Source organism: Ornithinibacillus californiensis (genome assembly GCF_001038485.1).
Taxonomy (GTDB): Bacteria; Bacillota; Bacilli; order Bacillales; family Amphibacillaceae; genus Ornithinibacillus; species Ornithinibacillus californiensis.
In genome coordinates this window covers 132948-154498 of the sequence record NZ_LDUE01000058.1, presented here as the reverse complement: position 1 = coordinate 154498, position 21551 = coordinate 132948, and the positions used below count along the sequence as shown (strand labels likewise).

Genomic DNA, 21551 nt, shown 5'->3' with positions numbered 1-21551 from the left:
TATAGCTATGCGGATGAGCCAATTCGTTTGGTAGAATTTAAAGATGAAGAAGATAAAATCTACCGACTAATGACAACTCGATGGGACTTATCTGCAGAACAAATTATGGACCTTTATCGTTATCGTTGGACGATTGAGACCTTCTTTCGCTGGGTGAAACAACACTTAAATTTGGTTAAGATTTGGAGTACAAAACCACAAGGAATGTGGAATCAAATGTTCCTTGCATTAGCCGCATATGGCCTAGCTTTAATCCTTCAATTACAAACGAAAACAGACAAGAAACTATGGCCATTTCTAAGGTTAATGAGAACGTATATGTATAAGACATACAACGAGTTCTTTAAGGAGCTTCATCGAAAAAAGAGTAAAACATCTAAAGGACGACAGAAAGTACCCGATCACAAGAAAAAACAAACGGAGTTTGAAGGAAGTATAGCTATAATTAAGCCACGAAAGAGAAAGTAAATCACTTAATTTCCACAATAAGATATGTAAAAAAATGGGAACAAGGTCACATAACTCCCTGTTCCCTTTTTTAATTTTATATACCAAAATTAATTGTAAAAAAATTACTATTATAGGTTATTTTTACATTGGTGCAATACTATTGGGACAGTCCCTTACTGCTTTAAAGTGTTAAAATCTCCAACGTACTTGACGGCTTCCATATGGGTTCGGGCCAACCTAATGACTTCTGCAATAAACTCCTCTTGAGTTGCTTCAAATCTAGTATTGATCCAGTGCGTTAATAAACCATAAAAGCCATAGGCGGTGTAGCGGGTGAAATAGTCCATATCTACAGGCATATTGTTGACTGTTTTAAATTGAAATTTTTCTTGATATATTTTTAGAATTGTCTTTGGAAATTTAGTGTGTAACTCTGGTAGTGTATCTTGAAAGTTAATCAACTCGAAAAAGTTACGGTTCTCATAGATGTAGGTAATGATTTCAAAGGAATTGGCATTAAGCTTTACGGTATCAACCTTCTTCCGCATTTCATATGGTTTTGCGACAGCTTCTTCTAGTCCCTTCAACATACTGTTCAATAAATCTTCAGCTAAATAGAACTTATCATGATAATGGATATAAAAGGTACTTCTGTTATATTTGGAATGCTCCACAATATCTTTTACGGTAACAGCCTGGAAGCCCTTCTCCTTAATTAAATCGATTAGAGCCAATTGTAAATGTTCTTTCGTTCTGTTTCTACGTGAAGTTGCGAGAGTTTCGGCCATCTACATCTTCCTCCAATTTTTCTAAGAGTAATTTATTTGATAGACAATTGATATTGAAGTGTCTATTTAGTAGACAATTTGCGATTTATTAATGATTGGATTGCCCCAAGAAAGGTACTACAATAGGTATGTAAACCTTTTCAAGATTATTGGTTCATATATATATTATATCAGGGGGAATGGAAAAATGGGTAAATTACAAGGTAAAGTAGCTGTCATCACAGGTGGAGTATCTGGTATCGGTGCAGCAACGGCACGTTTATTTGCATCTGAAGGGGCAAAACTTGTATTAGTAGATTTTAATGCTGAAAAAGGTGCAGCTTTTGAAGCGGAATTAAAAGCAGAAGGTTATGAAGCAAAATTCGTAAAAGCAGACGTAACTAGCGAAGCAGATGTTAAAAACATTTATGATACAACTCTATCAACATTTGGTAAAGTTGACGTTTTATTCAATAACGCTGGTATTGGTGCGGTTAAACCTACTGAAGAATTAACATATGCTGAGTGGAGAAAAACCGTAGAAGTTGACTTAGATGGTGTATTCTTAGTTGCTCAAGCAGCGATAAAAGAATTCTTGAAAACTGGTGGCGGTGTCATCGTTAACACTGCATCTATGTATGGTTGGGTTGGATCACCTGGAAGTGCGGCATACAATGCAGCAAAAGCAGGTGTGGTTAACTTAACTCGTTCTCTTGGCTTAGAATATGCAGAACGCAATATCCGCGTAAACGCACTATGCCCAGGATTCATCGAAACACCAATCCTAGGTGAAACAGATAGACAATTTCTAACAAACGCTACACCAATGAAACGTTTAGGTAAACCAGAAGAAATGGCAAAAGCTGTTCTATTCATGGCGAGTGATGATTCTAGATTTATGACTGGTAACTCTCTAATTGTTGATGGTGGATATACAGCTCAATAAGGAACTAAAAATGTGTGGGGGGACAGTCCCTCTGTGAATTTATTCACAGAGGGACTGTCCCCTTATTAGTTTACTCTGTGTATTGTTTTTGAATCAATATTCAAAATTTTATTTACAAGTCAAATTCTCTAATCTATAATAAAGATAGACTTTTCTAAAAACTTGTATGTAAGTTTAAATGAAAGCGCATACAAGAATGGAGGGAATTATGAATAGACTCGTTTCGATCCAGAACTTATTAGAAGATTTAAAGGAGAAGTTAAGAGAGGACCAGATTAGTGAGAATTTAACCGTAAGGACGAATCATAGTAAGGATGAATCCTACCTTCCACCAAAGCTTCCAGAGGCCGTTATTTTTCCAGAAAGTACAGAGGAAGTTAGTAAGATTGTTACATTAGCTGACTACCATGACGTTCCAATTATCCCATTTGGTTTAGGCTCCAGCACCGAAGGACACATTATCCCCATTGAACCAAGTATCACCATTGATTTTTCCCAAATGAACAAGATATTAGAAATTCGCGAAAAAGATTTTCTTGTGAAGGTACAGCCTGGCGTAACTCGCCTGCAATTGAATAAGGAGCTTAAAAAACATGGCTTATTTTTCCCTGTTGACCCTGGGGCAGATGCGACATTAGGCGGGATGGCAGCAACGAACGCGAGTGGTACGTTATCGGTACGTTACGGTGTCATGCGCGACCAGGTTCGGGATATGGAAGTGGTGTTACCGAATGCGACAGTTATTCATACTGGAAACTTAGCAGTTAAGTCGTCCTCCGGTTACCATTTGAACGGGTTGTTCGTCGGTTCTGAGGGAACGCTTGGATGTATTACGGAAATAACATTGAAGGTGAGTGGGATTCCAGAGAAAATCATGGCAGCTCGGGCATCGTTTAATAGCTTGGATGAAGCGGTTGATTCGGTTACAGCGATTATTCAAGCAGGTATACCTATTGCACGAGTAGAGCTAGTGGATGAGCATTCGATTAGGCAAGTGAATAAATTTAATGAAATGAGTTATGAAGAGAAACCGACGTTGTTTATGGAGTTCCATGGGAATGAAGCTGCACTGGAGCAGGACGTAGCGTTTGCGAAAGAAATTGTTCAGGATTACCATTGCCTTGATTTTCAATTTGAAAAAGACACCGCTAATCGTAATAAGCTATGGGAAATTAGACATAATATCGTCCCTGCCTATTATAGTGGCCATCCAGGCTTGCGATTAATGACTACCGATGTATGTGTGCCAATCTCAGAGCTAGCAGGAGCTATTAAGCATGCTCGCAAAACTGTAGATGGAATTGGTTTTCCCGCAGGAATTGTTGGCCATGTCGGTGATGGGAATTTCCATGTACTCATAATGCTTGATACGGACAATGCTGATGAGGTCCAGAAAGCGGAGAAATTAAATGAACAAATCGTGGAGTATGCTCTTGAACGGGGAGGTACTTGTACAGGTGAACATGGCGTTGGATTCGGTAAACAAAAGTACCAAGAAAAAGAGCATGGCAACGCATTACAGGTAATGCAACAGGTGAAATCCGTACTAGATCCAAAGGGATTATTTAATCCTTATAAGGTGTTAAATCTAAAAGAAAAAGCGGGGGTTTAAGATGAAAGCAATCACTGGCCTTAGTAATTTTGCACAAAAATATTTTGCGTTATTAATTGTTATTTTTGTTGTGGTAGCTTATTTTGTACCACAATATTTCGCTTGGTTTGGTGCTTATTTAACATTGCTACTGGGCATTGTTATGTTCGGTATGGGATTAACGCTTAAGTTAACGGATTTTAAATTGGTATTTGTGAAGCCAGTTCCAGTATTGGCCGGTGTTGCAGCCCAATATTTAGTCATGCCATTTGCGGCATTTGGCTTAGCTTATTTATTCCAACTGCCACCTGAATTGGCAGCTGGTCTAGTTTTACTCGGTTGTGTGCCAGGGGGGACAGCCTCGAATGTTATGACGTATATCGCTAAAGGGGATGTGCCGTTATCGATTTGTATGACATCGATTTCAACAGTGCTTGCTCCAATTATGACGCCATTACTATTATTGCTGTTAGCTGGTCAATGGATGCCAGTGGATCCATTTGCGATGTTTAAATCAATATTCCAAGTAATTATTATTCCGATTGCACTCGGCCTGATAGTTAAAAGATTATTCCCTAAAGCGGTTGAAAAAAGCTTGGCGGCTCTACCACTTGTATCAATTACTGCGATTTTGATTATAGGTGCAGCGGTTGTTGCGGCAAATGCAGGTAATATTGCAGTCGTTACCTTCCCATTAGTGGCAAGTATCATGCTACATAATTTTATCGGATTAGGATTAGGCTACTCGATTGGAAAACTATTAAAACTAGACACACGGAAAAAGCGTGCAGTTGCTTTAGAAGTTGGCATGCAAAACTCAGCATTAAGTGTTCAACTAGCTACGGTGCATTTAAATCCGTTAGCAGCTATTCCAGGTGTTGGTGGTGCCATCTGGCATCAAATTAGTGGTCCACTTATTGCTTCCTACTGGTCTAGAAAGAAGGTAGCAGACATACAAGAAGATATAATTGCGGAGCCTGAAAAGGTCGGATAATTGGTTTGGAAAAGGATTCACCCAGGAGGTAATGAAGTGAAGGAAAAACCCACCTTAAGAGAGTTGAAGCAAGAAAAGAAGAAAGAAGATATATTACGAGCGGCTGCAGATGTTTTCATTGAAAAAGGATATTACCGAACGACGATGGAGGATGTAGCAGCCAAATTGTTCATGACGAAAGGATCTGTCTATTATTATTTTGCTGATAAGCAAGATTTATTGTTTCAAAGTCAGGTCATGTTGTTAAAGCGAGGGTTACTTACGATTAAAGAAATATTGAACGAAGAAATATCAGCGAAAGAAAAGTTGAAAAAATCCCTCATTCAACATATCGAACATTTAATTAATGAGCGCTCTGGATTTTCGATGTTGATTAAGCCAGAACAAGATTTCACGGTAGAACAGGAAAGCATTATTTTTGAATTAAGAGAAGAATATGGGAAATGCTTTGATTTTCCGATAGAAGAAGGGATTCAGACCGGGATTTTTCAAACAAATGACCCGAAAATTGTGCGAAATCTTCTCTTAGGCGCGATGAATAGTCTTGTCCAGTGGTATTCGCCGAATGGAAAAAAGAGCAAACAAGAGTTTGCGGATCATGTAGCCGATTACTTGTTGCGAATGCTTGTGGTTGATACAGAATAAATTTTAATAAGAGTGCTAGAATGCATGATTGCTAGTCATGTTCTTAAGGAGGTTAGTCGATGCTAATTCATAATCGAGTGGCAGTGATTACTGGTGGGGCATCAGGGTTAGGAGAAGCTACCGCAAGAAGGATTTTAGAAAAAGGTGGGAAAGTTGCTGTTCTAGATTTGGCTGAGGAGCGGGGAAAAGCACTAGGGGCTGAATTCGAGGGCAAGTTACTATTCATTCCAACCGATGTTACAGACGAAGTAAGTGTACAGCAAGCAATGGAAGTAGCTGTCCAAACCTTTGGGAGTATTCATTTTCTTGTGAACTGTGCTGGCATTGCTCCACCGGAACGAACGGTAGGAAAAAGAGGGCCACATCGCCTTACTACTTTTTCCAAGGTCATTCAAGTTAATCTAATAGGGACATTTAATGCTATACGATTAGCGGCTGAAAAGATGATGGCTAATGATGGAAATGAAGATGGGGAAAGAGGTGTCATTATTAATACTGCATCCGTGGCTGCTTATGATGGACAGATTGGCCAAGCGGCTTATAGTGCGTCCAAGGGCGGTGTAGTTGGCATGACACTACCAATTGCGCGCGATTTAGCAGACTATGGTATTCGGGTGATGGCTATTGCACCGGGATTATTTGAGACACCGATGTTCGATACGCTTCCGGAGAGCGCTCGTGAAACATTAGGAAAGATGACGCCATTCCCGCAACGACTCGGACAGCCATCAGAGTATGCCAGATTAGTAGAAAGCATCATTACGAACCCAATGTTAAATGGCGAAACGATTCGACTGGATGGTGCGATACGAATGCAACCGAAATAAGAGATTTAAAATAACATCTGAGGTGATTAAAAAATGCGTGAAGTAGTAATTGTAGAGGGTGTTAGAACCCCAATTGGTAGAAGAAATGGTCAATTAAGCGGAATACATGCAGCAGATTTAGCTGCCAAGCCTTTGGCTGAGTTAATTAAGCGAACAGGTATCTCGCCGTCGTTGATTGATGACGTGATTATGGGCTGTGTTACCCAGTCTGGAGAGCAGGCGTTTGATATTGGTAGAATGGCAGCTTTAATCGCTGGCTATCCTGTCGAAGTGCCAGGGACTACCATTGATCGGCAGTGCGGTTCGAGCCAGCAAGCTGTTCACTTTGCCTCACAAGCTATTTTAAGTGGGGATATGGATATTGTCGTAGCAGCGGGAATTGAGAGTATGTCCCGTGTTCCGATGTTTTCGAATATGCAGGAAGCAGCGTTAAGTGAAGAACTTACTTCGAAATATGAAATGATTAATCAAGGGATATCAGCGGATCGAATTGCTAAGAAGTATGATATTAGCAAAGAAGAGATGGATGAGTTTTCACTGAAGAGTCATGAGAAAGCAATCGCTGCACAAAATAAAGGTTATTTTGAAAAAGAAATTTTGCCAGTAGATGTTACACGTGAGGATGGTTCTGGACACATCATCACACAGGATGAAGGGCCGCGTGAGGATACGTCGCTGGAGCGATTAGCTCAGTTAAAACCTGCTTTCCAAGAGGACGGAAAAATTACCGCTGGAAATGCTAGTCAAATTAGTGATGGAGCAGCTGCAGTGTTGTTAATGTCCCGTGAAAAGGCAGAGGAATTAGGGTTAAAACCGAGATTTCGGGTAGTTGCCCGTTCCGTAGTGGGGTCTGACCCTACCTTGATGTTACTAGGGCCAATTCCGGCAACAGAGAAAGTATTAAAGAAAGCAGACCTAACAATTAATGATATCGATGTATTCGAAGTGAATGAGGCGTTTGCTTCTGTTCCACTGGCATGGTTAAAGGAAACAGGAGCCGATGTGACACGATTAAATCCTAATGGTGGTGCGATTGCATTAGGACATCCACTCGGGGCAAGTGGCACGCGTTTAATGGTAACGATGATGCATGAATTAGAAAGAACCGGCGGGAGATATGGTTTACAAACGATGTGTGAAGCACATGGAATGGCAAATGCCACTATTATTGAAAGACTAGACTCATAGAAATTCAACACTAGAGGAGAGAGTAAAATGACGAAAGAAGCATTACAACGTATAAAAGATAGGGTAAGACTACCAGTGATAATGGCACCTATGTTTTTAATCGCAAATCCGAATACGGTTTTGGAGGCATGTAAACAAGGGATTATTGGCTCTTTTCCACTGTTAAATGCACGCACAGTAGAAATCTTGGATGAGTGGTTAAGTTTTCTGAATACTGAAGTTGAAAAACTGGAGGCAGTGGGTGAAAAACCTGCGCCATGGGCAGTTAATTTTATTGCCCACCGTGCTCATAATAAACGCTATGAAGAAGATTTGAAAATGATTGAAAAGCATCAGCCACCAATTGTCATTACCTCGCTAGGAGATCCAAGTCCGATAAAAAAGATTGTCGGGGCGTATGGTGGTCTTGTTTTTTCCGATGTTATTGATAGTAAATTTGCTAAAAAGGCGATTGAAAAAGGAACTGATGGATTAATATTGATTACCAATGGTGCAGGTGGGCACGGTGGCACATTAAATCCATTTGCTTTCATCCAAGAAGTGAAGAGCTTTTGGGATGGCCCAATCATATTGGGGGGAACGATTTCAACCGGTCAGGATATTTTAGCTGCGGAAGTTCTCGGTGCTGATTTTACATATATGGGTACTAGGTTTATTGCCGCAAAGGAAATGGCCGCAAGTCAGGAATATAAGGAAATGCTAGTAGAATCAAACAGTAGTGATATTGTTTATACACCTGCGTTTAGTGGGATTAGTGCGAATTACTTAAAGCCAAGCGTGCTCAAGGCAGGAATCGACCCACAAGCCCTGCTAAAAGAACCGAAGCCAAATCTAGCTGAACTTATGGATGCTAACGTGAAGGCGTGGAAGGATATTTGGAGTGCCGGCCAGGGAGTGGGGGCGGTTAAAGAAATCCAATCTATTAGGGAAATTGTTGATGAGTTAGATGAACAGTATAAAAGAGCGCTGCAATTAGTTCGTGAAAAGGAAAGTAATCGAGTGTAATGGAACTTGGTTTGGATTGACTTGGTATGGGCTATTCTCTCGGACAATAGAGGCGTTGGAATCTATTAAATTGTCTGATAGAAAGGCTCTCTCGGACAAAATCGGTGTGAAAAGCGATAAATTGTCTGACAGAAGGGTTCTCACGGACAAAACAAGCTTGAAATCCAATAAATTGTCTGGTAGAAAGGTTCTCATGGACAAAACAGAGGTGAAATGTAATAGTTTTGTCTAATAGAAGCACTATCACAGACAAAAGAAGCACTAAGCCCAAAAAAATGTCTAATAGTTTAGTCCAATAACAATCGATTGAAAAGAGGTGTAAACATGACGGTTATAAAATCTTATTTAGAAAACAACATTGGCTTTATTGCAATGAATCGCCCGGAGAAGCGGAATGCGCTGTCGGTGGAGTTGGCTCAAGCATTAGTTGGAAAAATTCGTGCGATGGATCTAGACGACCAGGTGAAGGCAATCGTTTTGTACGGAGAGGGAAAAGCCTACTCAGCAGGCGGCGATATCGAAACAATCAACTCGTTTACCAACCCAGGTGAAGTTATGGAATATATGAAACTAGCAACGGAAGTGACGGACGTAATCCGAAAAACAAAAAAATATGTCATTAGTGCGATTCACGGGTTTGCCGCTGGTGCGGGGATTAGTTTAGCGCTTGTTTCTGACTTTATCGTCATGGAGCGTGATGCGAAGTTTTCTGCTGGTTTTACCAACATTGGACTCGTTCCAGATCTTGGTCTAATTAAGCTACTAGTAGAAAGAGTATCTCCTTCCATTGCAAAAGAATGGTTATCTTCTGGCCAACCAATTGCTGCGGAAGAATTGTACTCTCGTGGTGTGGTCAATCTTGTATCGGATGGGAATCTTCTTCGTGAGGCTGCAGCGTTTGCTGAAAAGGTATCGTACGGTTCACCTATTACGAACCAGTTTGTAAAGTACTTGGTGAATCAAGCTCAAGAGATGTCAACAGAAACATACCTCATGCAAGAGCAGATCATTCAGGCAATGCTTGCTCAAACTTCGGATCATAAAGAAGCTATTAATAGTTTTATCAATAAAAAGCCACCAACCTTTCGAGGAGAATGGTAAGAAATTATAGTGTACCAACATAGAATGGGGGATGATTCAATGAGTTCCTTAGAAGTGGTAATTGATCAAGAGGAAATGGATCTACTGCGTAAAAGTATTCATGAATTTGCTAAAAAAGAAGTGGAACCGTTCTACGATGATTGGGAAAAGCAAGGGAATATTCCACGAGAATTTTGGAACAAGTTAGGGGAACAGGGTTTTTTATTAGCAGAGATTCCAGAGCAATATGGTGGTTTGGGTGTCCCATTTCACTATTCAGCTGTAGTTATTGAAGAATTTAGCCGGTTAGGGTTCAATGCTATTACAGCAAATCTTGCAGTTCATGATGTTATCGTCGCACATTATATTTTAAATTATGGTACAGAGGCTCAGAAAGAATATTATTTACCCAAGATGGCAACTGGTGAGTTAGTTGGTGCGATTGCTATGACCGAACCAGGTGCGGGTAGTGACTTACAAGGTATTAAGACAACTGCAACCTATGATGAAGAACGGAAATCTTATAAAATTAATGGCCAAAAAACGTTTATTACAAATGGCCAGCATTGTGATTTTGTTATTGTTGCAGCGAGGACAGATGTAAGTGTAAAGCCATCCAAAGGGATGACACTATTTATCGTAGATGTACCGATAGAAGGATTTGAGCGGGGAAATAATCTTGAGAAAATTGGGCTACATGCTTGTGACACGTCTGAATTGTACTTTGACGATGTGTGGATAAAGGATAGTGCAATTTTGGGTGAGAAAAATAAAGGTTTACATATACTCATGAGTGAACTTCCACGAGAGCGACTAATATTAGCAATTAGTGCGGTAGCGGCAATGGAAGGTGCGTTAGATTTAACGGTTCAATATACGAAAGAACGAAAATTGTTCGGGGAATCGTTAGATCACTTCCAGCACACAAGATTCCAGCTTGCAGACCTTTTCACGAAAGTAAGAATTCATCGTTCTTTTATTAAGGAATGTATCCAACTAATGGTAGAAGGAAAGCTTGATACGGTTACTGCAAGTATGGCGAAGCTTTCAAGCACCGAAGCCCAAGGTGAAGTTATGGACAAATGCTTACAACTGTTTGGCGGGTATGGTTACATGACGGAATACCCAATTTCACGTGCATTTGTCGACGCAAGAATACAGCGAATTTACGGTGGGACTTCTGAGGTTATGAAGCATATTATTAGTAAAGAGATACTGAAGTAAAGAGTAAGGGGGACAGTCCCTCTGTGAAATGTTTCACAGAGGGACTGTCCCCCTTACTCAATTTTTTTCTAAAAAATTCCGTACACGCTCCACGTAAGGCTCTTTCTCATACATAAAATATAACTGACTTGCCAACTTAATAGGGTCACCATAAAAATACCGCTCATATTGTACTTCTCGTGTCCCAAAAGCACTCATGGTTAAATCCCAGGCTAAGCGGAATAGTTTTACGCGTGTTTTGGAATCATCTGACTTGGACTGTAAATAATGGTCCAGGTCTTCTCTTAATTCTGATTCAAATGCATTCTCTGTAGGAATAGATATGATTCCACTTGCACTGATTTGTTGGATGATTTCACTGAATCTAGCATATACCTTAGGGAAAATATTAGTTGCTACTTGTAATGTCATTTGATCTGGGCGCATCAAACCCCATTCATCCAATCTTGCTTCTTCCTCCGATTTCATGACCAATGCTTTTAATGTTTCTAGTGCAACAATAATTTCTGTCGTCTTATCTTGCACATGGAGGTACTCTCCAATATTAATAGAATCTATAATTGATTGGACGATCCCTAATATAAATTCGGTCTTAATTATTTGTCTGGACAAAGCTTGATGCATCGAAAAAGGATGGAACGAACTACTTGTTGCAAAAGAGTTGGAAACTAGTAAATTATCATAATAAAAGACACGTTCCCATGGCACGATTACTTCATCGAATACAACAATGGTGTCCATTTCCTCATAACGTGAACTTAATGGATAATTAAACGTAGAATCACCGTACACAAATGATTCCCTGCATATAAATTTTAACCCCTTTTGATTACTTGGAATAGAAAAGGCAAATCCATTTGCTTTATCTTGTATGCCGCCCGCCGAAAATACTGCAATTTCATCCGTAATACCGCCTCGAGTTGCTAATAAACGCGCGCCTTTAACGATGATTCCCTCACCGTTTCTCTCTACAACTTTAGCTGCAATTGGTTCGTCGTCCGTATCTTCCCAAAAAAATTGTGCCCGATTCACCTGTGGATTGACAAAGCTATGTGTAAGCGATAAATCATTCTCCCTCGCATACTCATAGAACGCTATTAACCGCTCAGGAAAACAGTTTTCTTTTCCCCTTAAAAAGTCAGCAGATGAAGCCAATGCCATGATTACCGAATTCATATAGTCCGGGCTTCTACCCATCATACCGTTGGTTGCTAATGCCCATTGCTGTGTCATTTTTCTTCTTTTTATCAGGTCTTCTTTTGTTTTTGGTTGTAAAAAAGAAATTCCCACTTGCTGCCCCGATGTTGGGGAGGTATATGTCATCGTATCTTTCAAAGCTTTATCATGTTGTAAATCATATAATGACGCTTGGCTTTCAATAATCCCTTTAAATGCTGTATGCTCAGACAATTTCTCCTCTACAGGTTTTCCGTCCACCCATATGTTCGTTTTCAAATGGTCAATGCGCTCTATATATTCTTTTCCTGTTATGGCTGGCATACGCTCACTCCTTAATAATATGAAAGTAATCAAAAATCCGAATAGATTACGTGATATACTATTAGAATTCTAGGCGAGTGGTTACAACTTCTCGAAAGATAAACGGTCCTATTTACAAACAGGATTTGTCTGATGCGTTACACAACGGTAAAAGATGCATTAGTTAAGAAACTCAACAAAAAAATTATAATCCATAATAAAAATTTATTGCAAAACGATAAATTAACTGATAAGATTAATTTCGAAATAAAAAATGTATGAGGTGTTTTTATGAAACGAGGATCAACACTATTTTTGAAATTAGCGCTTATTATTATAGGATTACCTGTTCTTGCATTGTGCATAGTAGGTTTGATTTATTTAGTGAATCATCCGGCGAATCCAGATTATGCGCATCTACTCTATCCAATTGTTATAGGGATGTATCTATCAGTAATTCCGTTTTACATTGCCTTATATCAAGCATTCAAACTATTAAACTACATTGATAGAAATCAAGCTTTTTCCCAAATTTCTGTTGATGCTTTGAACAAAATAAAGTATAGTGCAATTACGTTCAGTATTTTGTATGTGGTAATTCTTCCATTTGTTTTTATCGTTGCAGAGCTTGACGATGCCCCAGGTCTTATTATCATCGGTGGAATTCCGATTTTTGCTGCTTTAGTGATTGCCGTTTTTGCTGCTGTACTTCAAAGGCTTTTACAAGAAGCAATCAACATCAAATCAGAAAACGATTTAACGGTCTGAGGTGAAAACAATGGCAATTATTATAAATATAGATGTAATGTTAGCAAAAAGAAAAATGAGTGTAACAGAACTTTCAGAACGAGTTGGAATCACGATGGCTAACCTTTCTATCTTGAAAAACGGAAAGGCAAAAGCAGTCCGGTTATCCACTTTAGAGGGAATTTGTAAGGCATTAGATTGTCAGCCTGGCGATCTCTTAGAATATAGAAATGACGAAGACAACTAAGATGAATAGGTTATCCTATTCTCTTCATCAAATAGAATTGAGGTGGGGACTATGCTAGGAGAAAAGAAAATATATCTATTATTATCTGATACAGGGACCATGTTTACTAGATTAATAAAATCCTATACAAGAAAGCCCTATAATCATGCCTCAATTGCTTTTGATGCTGATTTAAAAGAGGTATATAGCTTTGGGAGAAAAACGGCTAGAAATCCTTTTATTGGCGGTTTTGTTAGGGAAGATATGGACTCGGCTTTATTTACCCAAGCCGATTGTGCGATTTATTCGTTAACAGTAACAAATGAGGATCTTCATAAGATGCATCGATTTATTCAGTTAATTGGTGAAAATAAGGAACTTTATCGCTATAATTTGCTAGGGTTATTTGGAGTACTCGTTAAAAAGCCGATAAAGCGAAAGAATGCTTTCTTCTGTTCGCAATTTGTCGCATCCGTTTTAAAGGAAAGTAGTGCGATTAATTTTGATAAGGATCTCTCTTTAGTTCAACCAACCGATTTGCTACGTTCAGCAGATTTTGAGTTGGTGTATGAAGGTAGATTAAAAGACTATCAATATAAAGAGCGTAATGAACGGGTTCAAATCGCTAGTCCAATGGTTCAAATTTAAGTTTTTTAGATTAAAAAGTCCAACTGCACATAGGAATAGTGCAGTTGGACTTTTTTGTTGTATAAGCTTGATAGTTAAATTACATTTTTTCTAGCTGTTTTTCTACCATATCCCCGATAATCGGTAGCTTGAACAGTTTACCTTGGTACGCTTGAATCATCAGTACAATCCATAAGACAAAAGAAAGTGGGGCAATGATGAGGCTGATAGCCCAACCGATAAACGGGATAAAGGATAGTACGATATTTAGAACAAATAAGGCAACAAACACAAAGATGGATTGTAATGCATGAAAACGAACGAAGCGGCTTTCTTTCTCAATTAATAAAAAGATAATTCCTGTAACAAATCCAACTAAATAACTAAGTAAGCCCGCTAAATTCTCATCCATTCCTGAGGATGTTTTATTTGAGGTTTTCTTTTCCTCGTTGGAATTATTCACATTCTCCTTTCCATCAGTCTGATTATTGTTGTTTTCTTCACTCATATTTCTCTCCTCCTTTACAAATGGTCAGTTCAATTGTCCCAACTCCACTGGGAATTTAGGCTCATGGTTAACCATATGATGGGTGTTATGGAAAAATGTGTTTTTTCTGAGAAGGTGAGAAAAATCTACGGACTTAATAAGTTGGCGGGTATCTTACTGGTAAAGGTAGATGGAGCTAGCATTTCATTAGAGATTAGGATCATTAATGTCCGTAATCGTTTCTTTTAAATGTTGTTCTTTATAAATTCTCTCTGCCTCAGGAGTGTTTTTCATTCCTTCTTCTGGGTCAAAACGAATTTTTTTCCTTTTGGCAATGACATCAAATAAAACTCCTATAATGAGCAGTCCACCAAGCGGTATGATAATGAACATCCAAAGTGGCATTTTTATCCCTCCTTATATCTATCATACAATCATCAGTCTTTAGTTTCCATAATTTTAGTAATATTTAATTTTATGGAAAAATTTATGTAGTATTTTATTTTGTACGTATGATACGATTAATTTGTTTCAAGTATCGATTAGAAGGGGGCGAGTATTATGGTTAGTAACAGGAACTGTGATATTAGAAATACAAAGGGGATTACGCCTTATTAGATTTTACGATTCCCTTAATAATGAAAGGGGAAAATCATTTGAAGCAAGCATTGTTAATTATTGATGCGCAACAAGAATTAATAGATGGGAATCTTGAGGAAAGTGCTGTTTATAACAAGGGAAAACTTATTGAAAATATAAATCTCGTCATTGAAAAAGCAAAAAAAGAATTCGTCCCTGTTGTTTTTGTAAGGGATCTGGATGTTGCTGGTGGGCAAGGTAAAGGATTTGAAATTCACGATGGCATTCATGTACCTGAGGAGTCTAAGGTATTTGATAAACTAGCAACCAATGCCTTTCACGGAACCGATCTTTTGCAGTACTTCAATTCGCTTGATGTTCAACATGTAGTAATTATGGGGTGCTCCACACAATTTTGTATTGATACTGCTGTGAGGACAGCAACTGTAAGTGGATTTGATGTAACGTTAGTTGGTGATGGACATTCAACGAAAGATAGTCAGGTTTTAAGCGCGGAGCAAATTATTAATCATCATAATAGAACACTTCATGGCCTTGATAATGTAGAACATTTTTCACTGGTACGTAATACGGAAGATGATTTGTTTAATCAGATACATGATTCCTATAGATAATTAGAGATTTTAACCCAGCTTCTTATTTAGAGAGGTTGGTTTTTTTTCATCTTTCACAATAACCCCACAATCCGTTTAATGTTTTAGAATATTATGCTAATATCGGTATATGACTTATTTTGACAAATGTATTTCATAGGGGGATAACAATGACAGTACCAAAGCATATTATTTCAGCAGCAACAGTCGTACTGAACGATAAAAGTGAACTACTTCTAATCAAAGGGCCACGTCGAGGTTGGGAAATGCCAGGTGGACAAGTGGAAGAAGGCGAATCGCTGATGGATGCCGCCATTCGCGAAACAAAAGAGGAATCTGGAATTGATATAGAGATTATTAAGTTTTGTGGAATCTTTCAAAATGTAGAACGTTCAATTTGCAATACATTATATCTGGGAAGAGCAATTGGTGGAGTACCAACGACTAGTTCAGAAAGTCTTGAAGTAGGATTTTTTCCGATTGAAGAAGCGTTGGAAATGGTAGAATTTAAGAACTTTAGACAGCGAATAGAATTGTGCTTGGATGAAAAGAGCCATCCTTTTCTTATTGAATTCTAAGAAGGTGTAGCAGTTATAAGAGGGGAATGAATCATATGGAAAAGATTTGTTTTATTACTGGAATAGGATTAATAGCATTAAGTGGTATTCTATTTACTATGGAAAGATTTATTGCCGTATTCCATTACGCTAGTGAAAGTTTTCCGGTGAAACTGAATGGAAGTGGCTCTCATCCTAGTTAGCCTAGCATGCCTGGTATCTTTGATAATTTTTTTGTTGGATTTATGTTGATTCTAGGTATTGTTTTATTTGTTTATGGTGTGATAAAGCTATTTAAAAATACATAATTGAAACTTTTTTCACTATGGAACGTATTAGTTAGTAAATAATCTTAAGTGGAGTTGACAAGGCGATCTCATAATTGATCGTCTTTTTCTGTATACATGTCCCATTATTTTATATGGAATATTATGGTAGTATACAGATTAGGGAGTAAGAGGGGAAGAGACTATTTATGACAACAAAAAAATCTTTTAAAAACACAGGGATTTTAATAACTATTTTGGTGCTTTCTATTATCACATTAGTGATTTTAAACCTTTACTTGGCTAAAAAAGAAGAATTGGACCAGTCAAACATGTACCTTTACGAACTGGAAGTTGAAAGTCCTTTAAGAGTTTTACTAAATTATTTAGGAATAAGGCCAGCTGAATCAGTAGAATGGGAGGAAGAAGAATTTCGCGAAGGACTTACCTCGATTATTAGAGATATAGAGGAAGGATTACAGAATACAGACGTTCCTATACTTGATGGAATTCCTGAAACTACTTATACAGAACTTAAAAATATGCAAGAAAAGATCTGGACCATACTTGGACGTCTTCAAAATGATAAAACTTTGGACGACAAAGTTAGAGAAGAAATTATGGGACTTTCTAAGTCTATCTATACATGTAAAGTAGATACATATAATGAGAGCTGGGAGCAAATCAATACTGAACTTGCTTGTTTGAACGAGACTAGTGATAGTAAGGGATAGCGAGTCAACATTATATTTTAAGCAAATCATTAGAGTTTAAAATTCAATTTAAGGGGTTTCTATATGGATAATAAAAAACCAACAATTCTTGTCCTAGGGTCCGATCATTTTGGTAATCCAAATATGGATATGTTTAACACTCAATCAGAAGATATTCTAACGGACAAAAGACAAAAAGAAATGCGCCAAGTAGTTGATAGTTTAACAGGGTTTCAACCAACAAAAATAGCATTAGAAGTATCAACTAAAGCCCAACACGATTTTAATCAGGATTACTTGTCCTACTTATACGGAGATTTTAAATTAACTTCTGATGAACGTCACCAAATTGGTTTCCAATTGGCTAAGGCAATGAATCTTCATGAATTATTTGCAATTGATTGGAATGAGAACGTAGAGGGGATTCCTGACCTTGAAGCTTTAGCAACAGAAAGTGGTTCAAAAGTCTTTGAAGAGGCAATGGAAAAGGGACAGCATTTAGCAAATGATATTGAAGATTATTTGGATAGTCATACAATAATGGAGTTTTTACGGTGGTTAAATGAGCCTACTAATGTAAAAGCGAATCATGAGTTATATATGACGCTAACTTTAATGGAAAGTGATAATATTCCAGTTGGAGCCATGTGGACAGCACAATATTGGTACTATCGCAATCTGATTATCTATAAAAATTTGGTTGAAATGGTAACTTCGAATGATGATCGAGTTTTTGTTTTATATGGAGTTGGTCACGTCCACTTGCTAACGCAGTTCTTACGAGAGAGTGGTCGTTTTCATGTGGAAACCTCACAGGATTATCTTGTGCCAATACGTTCTTAAACGGGTTTGAAGATATACTATTTTAAGTTGATATCGGGGGAAATAATGAAAAATAAAAGTAGGAATTTAACTTTTTAGTGCCTAGTATTCTTGTTTTTATCAACTTTTTTGCCGATATGTTATTGTAATAAGAGTCTCACCGTTTTAGAGAAATAACGAGTTGAAAATTGTACCTTGATAAGGAGTGACCACAAATGCCAATCTACCCCGATTGCTCAGTTATTACAAGAATAATAGAGGTTGGTGGACTAACAAATTTGCAGCTTATCCATAGCTTGAAGCAGAACTCCATATTGATGAATGAGTACGCAGAAAGACTATTAGCTGATGAAAAATTTACTACGTCAGAAACAAAGTATAATCTAAATACCGTACAAATAACCGTCAAAGATCTTGGCTATCCTGATGGAGCTACTTTACCACAGATATATGAACGAGCTATCGAACTTGGTTTGGAGTTGTGTCCACTTGAACTTGGGCCTTTCTTGAGATTAGCGTATCTTGATCAACCTGAAGGAGATACGGGTAATAACTCAAAAAATCAAGCTCCATCGGGATCTATCACAGTAGCATCGGAGATAGTAAGTGAGGATGATGATTTTCCGAAAGGCTTTTACCTTAGGAAGATTAACGGTGAATTGTGGCTACGTGGCTACATTGCCGATCATCTACACATTTGGAACCCGAGTGATCAATTCATCTTCTGCCAAACTAAAGAGAAACTAGGTGATTAGTATTTTAGAAAACTATATATCTAGTTCCTCTAGTTGCACAGGAAGACCTTTCGATAAATAGGCCTTGGGAAGAAACACTCCTTGGGCCTATTTTTTGGTTATTAGGTGCATCATCCCTTAATTAAAAACTTATTTCCATCTAAATCACAGAAAATCGCACTCGTTCCCCAAGGTGCTTTATTAAGTTCCTGGTCAAACTCAACCCCATTGTCTTTCAAAGTTTCATAAGTTTCCTCAATATCTTCACATTCAAATACAATCGATACTTGAGGCATATCATAACCACCTCGCATCGACTTTGGATAAATAACCAATCGGCTCTCAGCATTTGGCGGGGCAACCTCTAACCAAGTTGCCTCAGGCCCCATTGGGAATTCCGCAACCATCAAAACCTACCTTTTCTGTCCAAAATTGCTTCGCCTTTTGTTGATCATCTACATAGACGCCAACGGTTGCAATATTTTTAATCATGTTACTTCTCCTTTTAACCTAAATTATGTTTGTCTCTCTTAGATTATCATGAAGGGATAAATATCAGAAACTTTTTTAAAAATGTATTGTAATTCGTTATAACGAACGTTATGATAATACTAGGATTTTTTAAAAAGGGGATGGAGTGAAAGATGTATCAAATGCTTGAGGAAAAAGTTGGAGGCAAGTTATTACGTCCAGGTGAGGAAAGTTATGAGGAAAGAAGAAGAGTTTGGAATACAGCTATTGATAAAAAGCCAGCATGCATAGTAGTTTGCGAGACGGAAGCGGATATTGTTACGGCTTTGTTGTTCTCTAATGAGAATAATTTGTCGGTTTCCATTCGTGGTGGTGGACACCATGTTGGGGGATTTGGAGTTAGCGATGGCGGTATTATGCTCGATATGTCGAATATGAACAGTGTGCAAGTAGATGAGGAACGGCAAGTGGCCATTGTTGAGAGTGGTGCAACTGCTGGAGCAATCGATATGGAAACGCAAAAATATGGGCTTGCAGTACCAACTGGAACGGTATCTAAAGTTGGTGTTGGAGGGCTAGCGCTCAGTGGAGGTCTTGGTTATTTGCGAGGAAAGTATGGATTAACTTGTGATAATATCGTTGCAGCCCGAGTTGTAACAGCAGATGGGAATGTACTAGATGTCAGCGAAGAGAACCATCCTGATCTGTATTGGGCTATCCGTGGTGGTGGCGGTAACTTTGGTGTGGTTACTAGATTTGAGTTTGCCCTGCATCCTGTAGGACCTGAAGTATTTGCGTTGGATGTTATGTACGATTACGAAGATGCTAAAGCGATTTTGGAAAAATTAAATGCATTTGTTTCAGAAGCACCTGATGAAGCAATATCTATTAATCTAACGGCAACTGTTTTGCCACCAGCAGCATTTTTACCAGAGTTTCTTCATATGAAAAAGGTTATGATGTTGCAAGGAGTTTATGTGGGGGATACAGAAGAAGGCGAGGAAGTCTTGAAGCCCCTTCGTGAATTAGCAAAGCCAATTATGGATCAAACAGGAATTATGAGCTTTGCACAGGTGCAAAAAAAGCTAGATGCCATGGTAACGGAATATACGAATGTGTATGGGACATCACTATATTTTGATGAACTTGATGAACAGGTGATCGATGCTGTACTTGGTAAAATTGACAGCGCACCAGCCCCGACTTACTTGGTGCAATTATGGGCACTAGGTGGAGCAATGAACCGAGTACCTTCCGATGCGACGGCATTTGCAATGCGTGATGCGAAGTTTGCCTTGTTGGTTGATATTATGGCAATGCCAGGGGAAGATGCAATTTGCAAACAGTGGGCAGATTCTGTATATGGTGGTTTACTACCACTGTCTTATAAGAAGGCATCATATTTGAATGGCATTGCATCGGGCGAGCGGGTTGTTGAACATGCCTATCAGGAGAATTATGAACGACTTGTAGAAGTGAAGCGGAAGTATGACCCAGATAATCGTTTCTGCCATAACCATAATATTGTTCCTGAATAATAGTGGGGAAGCTCAATATCTTTTGATTTTGGGCTTTTTTAATTGGAGTTTTACTATTGGGATATGGTGTGTTGGGATTTTAATCGTTAAGTTCGCCTTGGAGTTGGGTTGAGTTGAGGAATAGGGGGGGTCTAACAGTTAACTTGGTAGAACAAATGGATTGGGTTAAGGAATAGAAGTGATGTTTGAATATTATGGTCGAATATTCAATTACTGAATACTATAAGCGCTTAGAAAAGATATTGGTTGATAAGAATGAGTGGGTGCTTTGCGTACATTGCATTTGATGCAAAAAAAATAAAGAGATGAGCAATTATGTTCATCTCTTTATAATCTTTTGGAGCGGAATAGAAATAATTTTCTATTCTCCACTTCTTTTCGATTATCCCACTTGAATGACTTGAATTGTTGCCATTGAATAACCTTGACCTTCTGGTATTTCAGCTACAAGTTTAACTATATCATTGGTTTGAAGTGAGAAAAGTTGAGTGGAATATAAGTTTGCAGATCTATTAGATTTCGTTATGGAGGATGAAATGTTGACTCTATTATTAACAACTATTTGAAAACTAGCAGGGTTAACGGTTTCAGTTTCTGATTCTACATCTACTCTATAGCTAATTTGGTAAGCTCCAGCTTGTAAAACCTTAAGGCCATCAGAAATTAATTCAACGTCCTGTAAAGGCCCTGCTATTGAAAACTTTACATTACCACTTTGATTACTCTGATCAGTGGAATACGCAAATCCATATGCTCCAGTTGTAGTACCCGGATCCCCTTTAGGTCCTTGTTCACCTCTAGGTCCCGGATCCCCCTTTAGCCCTTGTTCACCTCTAGGCCCCGGATCTCCTTTTGGCCCTCTTGGACCTTGCTCACCGCGCGGCCCTCTTGGACCTCGTGTCGTATCGCTACTATTAGGGCAACAACACTCACAACAGTAGTAACGTTCACAGCAATAAGAACAACAACACATA

At 38.5% G+C, this 21551-nt stretch carries 25 protein-coding genes and 1 pseudogene; 20 read left to right on the top strand and 6 right to left on the bottom strand.

The annotated features are described in order from the left end of the window. Nucleotides 1-468, top strand: a 468-nt coding sequence (locus TE34_RS14880) for a transposase (protein ID WP_047985595.1), incomplete at its 5' end; no start/stop codon positions are given. Between the two features lie 155 nt (nt 469-623). Here the strand turns inward: TE34_RS14880 and TE34_RS14875 are convergent. Continuing rightward, a complete protein-coding gene (locus TE34_RS14875) occupies nt 624-1238 on the bottom strand; it encodes a TetR/AcrR family transcriptional regulator (RefSeq protein ID WP_047985594.1) in 615 nt (204 codons plus the stop codon). 187 nt (nt 1239-1425) lie between these two features. Here TE34_RS14875 and TE34_RS14870 point away from each other — a divergent pair, with 187 nt between their 5' ends. The 9 genes from TE34_RS14870 to TE34_RS14830 all read left to right on the top strand — a co-directional run bounded on the left by TE34_RS14870 (nt 1426) and on the right by TE34_RS14830 (nt 10717). Then, the gene (locus tag TE34_RS14870) at nt 1426-2163 is read left to right on the top strand and encodes an SDR family NAD(P)-dependent oxidoreductase (RefSeq protein ID WP_047985593.1); all 738 of its coding nucleotides are present in this window, start codon (nt 1426-1428) and stop codon (nt 2161-2163) included. A gap of 208 nt (nt 2164-2371) precedes the next feature. Further along, the gene (locus TE34_RS14865; protein ID WP_047985592.1) at nt 2372-3775 is read left to right on the top strand and encodes an FAD-binding oxidoreductase; all 1404 of its coding nucleotides are present in this window, start codon (nt 2372-2374) and stop codon (nt 3773-3775) included. Nucleotide 3776: 1 nt separating this feature from the next. After that, nucleotides 3777-4748 carry a bile acid:sodium symporter family protein gene (locus tag TE34_RS14860; RefSeq protein ID WP_047985591.1) on the top strand — a complete coding sequence of 324 codons (972 nt, stop codon included), beginning with the start codon at nt 3777-3779 and terminating at the stop codon, nt 4746-4748. Between the two features lie 36 nt (nt 4749-4784). Beyond that, entirely contained in the window at nt 4785-5393 is a 609-nt protein-coding gene (locus TE34_RS14855) for a TetR/AcrR family transcriptional regulator (RefSeq protein WP_047985590.1), read from the top strand. Between the two features lie 59 nt (nt 5394-5452). Next, the gene (locus TE34_RS14850; RefSeq protein WP_047985589.1) at nt 5453-6220 is read left to right on the top strand and encodes a 3-hydroxyacyl-CoA dehydrogenase; all 768 of its coding nucleotides are present in this window, start codon (nt 5453-5455) and stop codon (nt 6218-6220) included. Between the two features lie 33 nt (nt 6221-6253). Beyond that, nucleotides 6254-7408: a thiolase family protein gene (locus tag TE34_RS14845; RefSeq protein ID WP_047985588.1), complete on the top strand. Its 1155-nt coding sequence runs from the start codon at nt 6254-6256 to the stop codon at nt 7406-7408. Between the two features lie 27 nt (nt 7409-7435). Next, complete coding sequence (locus TE34_RS14840; protein ID WP_047985587.1) at nt 7436-8413, top strand: NAD(P)H-dependent flavin oxidoreductase; 978 nt, start codon at nt 7436-7438, stop codon at nt 8411-8413. A 324-nt stretch (nt 8414-8737) separates the two neighbouring features. Beyond that, the gene (locus TE34_RS14835) at nt 8738-9514 is read left to right on the top strand and encodes an enoyl-CoA hydratase/isomerase family protein (RefSeq protein ID WP_047985586.1); all 777 of its coding nucleotides are present in this window, start codon (nt 8738-8740) and stop codon (nt 9512-9514) included. 39 nt (nt 9515-9553) lie between these two features. Next, nucleotides 9554-10717, top strand: coding sequence for an acyl-CoA dehydrogenase family protein (locus tag TE34_RS14830; RefSeq protein ID WP_084710726.1), 1164 nt, complete (start codon nt 9554-9556; stop codon nt 10715-10717). A 57-nt stretch (nt 10718-10774) separates the two neighbouring features. Here the strand turns inward: TE34_RS14830 and hpaB are convergent, their stop codons facing one another. After that, a complete protein-coding gene (hpaB, locus tag TE34_RS14825) occupies nt 10775-12217 on the bottom strand; it encodes a 4-hydroxyphenylacetate 3-monooxygenase, oxygenase component (protein ID WP_047985584.1) in 1443 nt (480 codons plus the stop codon). 270 nt (nt 12218-12487) lie between these two features. Between hpaB and TE34_RS14820 the strand changes: the two genes are divergently transcribed. Genes TE34_RS14820 through TE34_RS14810 form a run of 3 tightly spaced genes read left to right on the top strand, consistent with a single transcriptional unit; the run spans nt 12488 to nt 13817 of the window. Further along, nucleotides 12488-12964 (top strand): DUF2975 domain-containing protein, encoded by a 477-nt coding sequence (locus TE34_RS14820; RefSeq protein WP_047985583.1) that lies wholly within the window; start codon nt 12488-12490, stop codon nt 12962-12964. Between the two features lie 10 nt (nt 12965-12974). Next, nucleotides 12975-13190: a helix-turn-helix domain-containing protein gene (locus TE34_RS14815; RefSeq protein ID WP_047985582.1), complete on the top strand. Its 216-nt coding sequence runs from the start codon at nt 12975-12977 to the stop codon at nt 13188-13190. Between the two features lie 51 nt (nt 13191-13241). Continuing rightward, a complete protein-coding gene (locus TE34_RS14810; protein WP_047985581.1) occupies nt 13242-13817 on the top strand; it encodes a hypothetical protein in 576 nt (191 codons plus the stop codon). A 79-nt stretch (nt 13818-13896) separates the two neighbouring features. Here the strand turns inward: TE34_RS14810 and TE34_RS14805 are convergent, their stop codons facing one another. Together TE34_RS14805 and TE34_RS14800 are read right to left on the bottom strand one after the other, a co-directional pair. After that, a complete protein-coding gene (locus TE34_RS14805; protein WP_084710725.1) occupies nt 13897-14304 on the bottom strand; it encodes a DUF4870 domain-containing protein in 408 nt (135 codons plus the stop codon). A gap of 186 nt (nt 14305-14490) precedes the next feature. Then, on the bottom strand, nt 14491-14688 hold the full coding sequence (locus TE34_RS14800; protein ID WP_047985580.1) for a hypothetical protein: 198 nt from the start codon (nt 14686-14688) through the stop codon (nt 14491-14493). A 251-nt stretch (nt 14689-14939) separates the two neighbouring features. Here TE34_RS14800 and TE34_RS14795 point away from each other — a divergent pair, with 251 nt between their 5' ends. From TE34_RS14795 to TE34_RS14775, 6 genes are all read left to right on the top strand, one after another. Continuing rightward, nucleotides 14940-15497, top strand: coding sequence for a cysteine hydrolase family protein (locus TE34_RS14795; RefSeq protein ID WP_047985579.1), 558 nt, complete (start codon nt 14940-14942; stop codon nt 15495-15497). A 149-nt stretch (nt 15498-15646) separates the two neighbouring features. Further along, a complete protein-coding gene (locus tag TE34_RS14790; RefSeq protein ID WP_047985578.1) occupies nt 15647-16054 on the top strand; it encodes an NUDIX hydrolase in 408 nt (135 codons plus the stop codon). A 35-nt stretch (nt 16055-16089) separates the two neighbouring features. Then, nucleotides 16090-16236: a hypothetical protein gene (locus TE34_RS21095; RefSeq protein ID WP_157037647.1), complete on the top strand. Its 147-nt coding sequence runs from the start codon at nt 16090-16092 to the stop codon at nt 16234-16236. Between the two features lie 272 nt (nt 16237-16508). Beyond that, complete coding sequence (locus TE34_RS14785; protein WP_047985577.1) at nt 16509-17033, top strand: hypothetical protein; 525 nt, start codon at nt 16509-16511, stop codon at nt 17031-17033. 63 nt (nt 17034-17096) lie between these two features. Further along, nucleotides 17097-17855, top strand: coding sequence for a DUF5694 domain-containing protein (locus tag TE34_RS14780; RefSeq protein WP_047985576.1), 759 nt, complete (start codon nt 17097-17099; stop codon nt 17853-17855). A 194-nt stretch (nt 17856-18049) separates the two neighbouring features. Beyond that, nucleotides 18050-18589, top strand: coding sequence for a helicase (locus TE34_RS14775; RefSeq protein WP_047985575.1), 540 nt, complete (start codon nt 18050-18052; stop codon nt 18587-18589). A gap of 110 nt (nt 18590-18699) precedes the next feature. Here TE34_RS14775 and TE34_RS14770 read toward each other — a convergent pair. Beyond that, nucleotides 18700-19060, bottom strand: a pseudogene (locus TE34_RS14770) (VOC family protein). Nucleotides 19061-19212: 152 nt separating this feature from the next. Between TE34_RS14770 and TE34_RS14765 the strand changes: the two are divergent. Further along, complete coding sequence (locus tag TE34_RS14765; RefSeq protein ID WP_047985574.1) at nt 19213-20577, top strand: FAD-binding oxidoreductase; 1365 nt, start codon at nt 19213-19215, stop codon at nt 20575-20577. Nucleotides 20578-20959: 382 nt separating this feature from the next. Here the strand turns inward: TE34_RS14765 and TE34_RS14760 are convergent, their stop codons facing one another. After that, nucleotides 20960-21550 carry a collagen-like protein gene (locus tag TE34_RS14760; RefSeq protein WP_053075098.1) on the bottom strand — a complete coding sequence of 197 codons (591 nt, stop codon included), beginning with the start codon at nt 21548-21550 and terminating at the stop codon, nt 20960-20962. Nucleotide 21551: the final 1 nt, after the last annotated feature.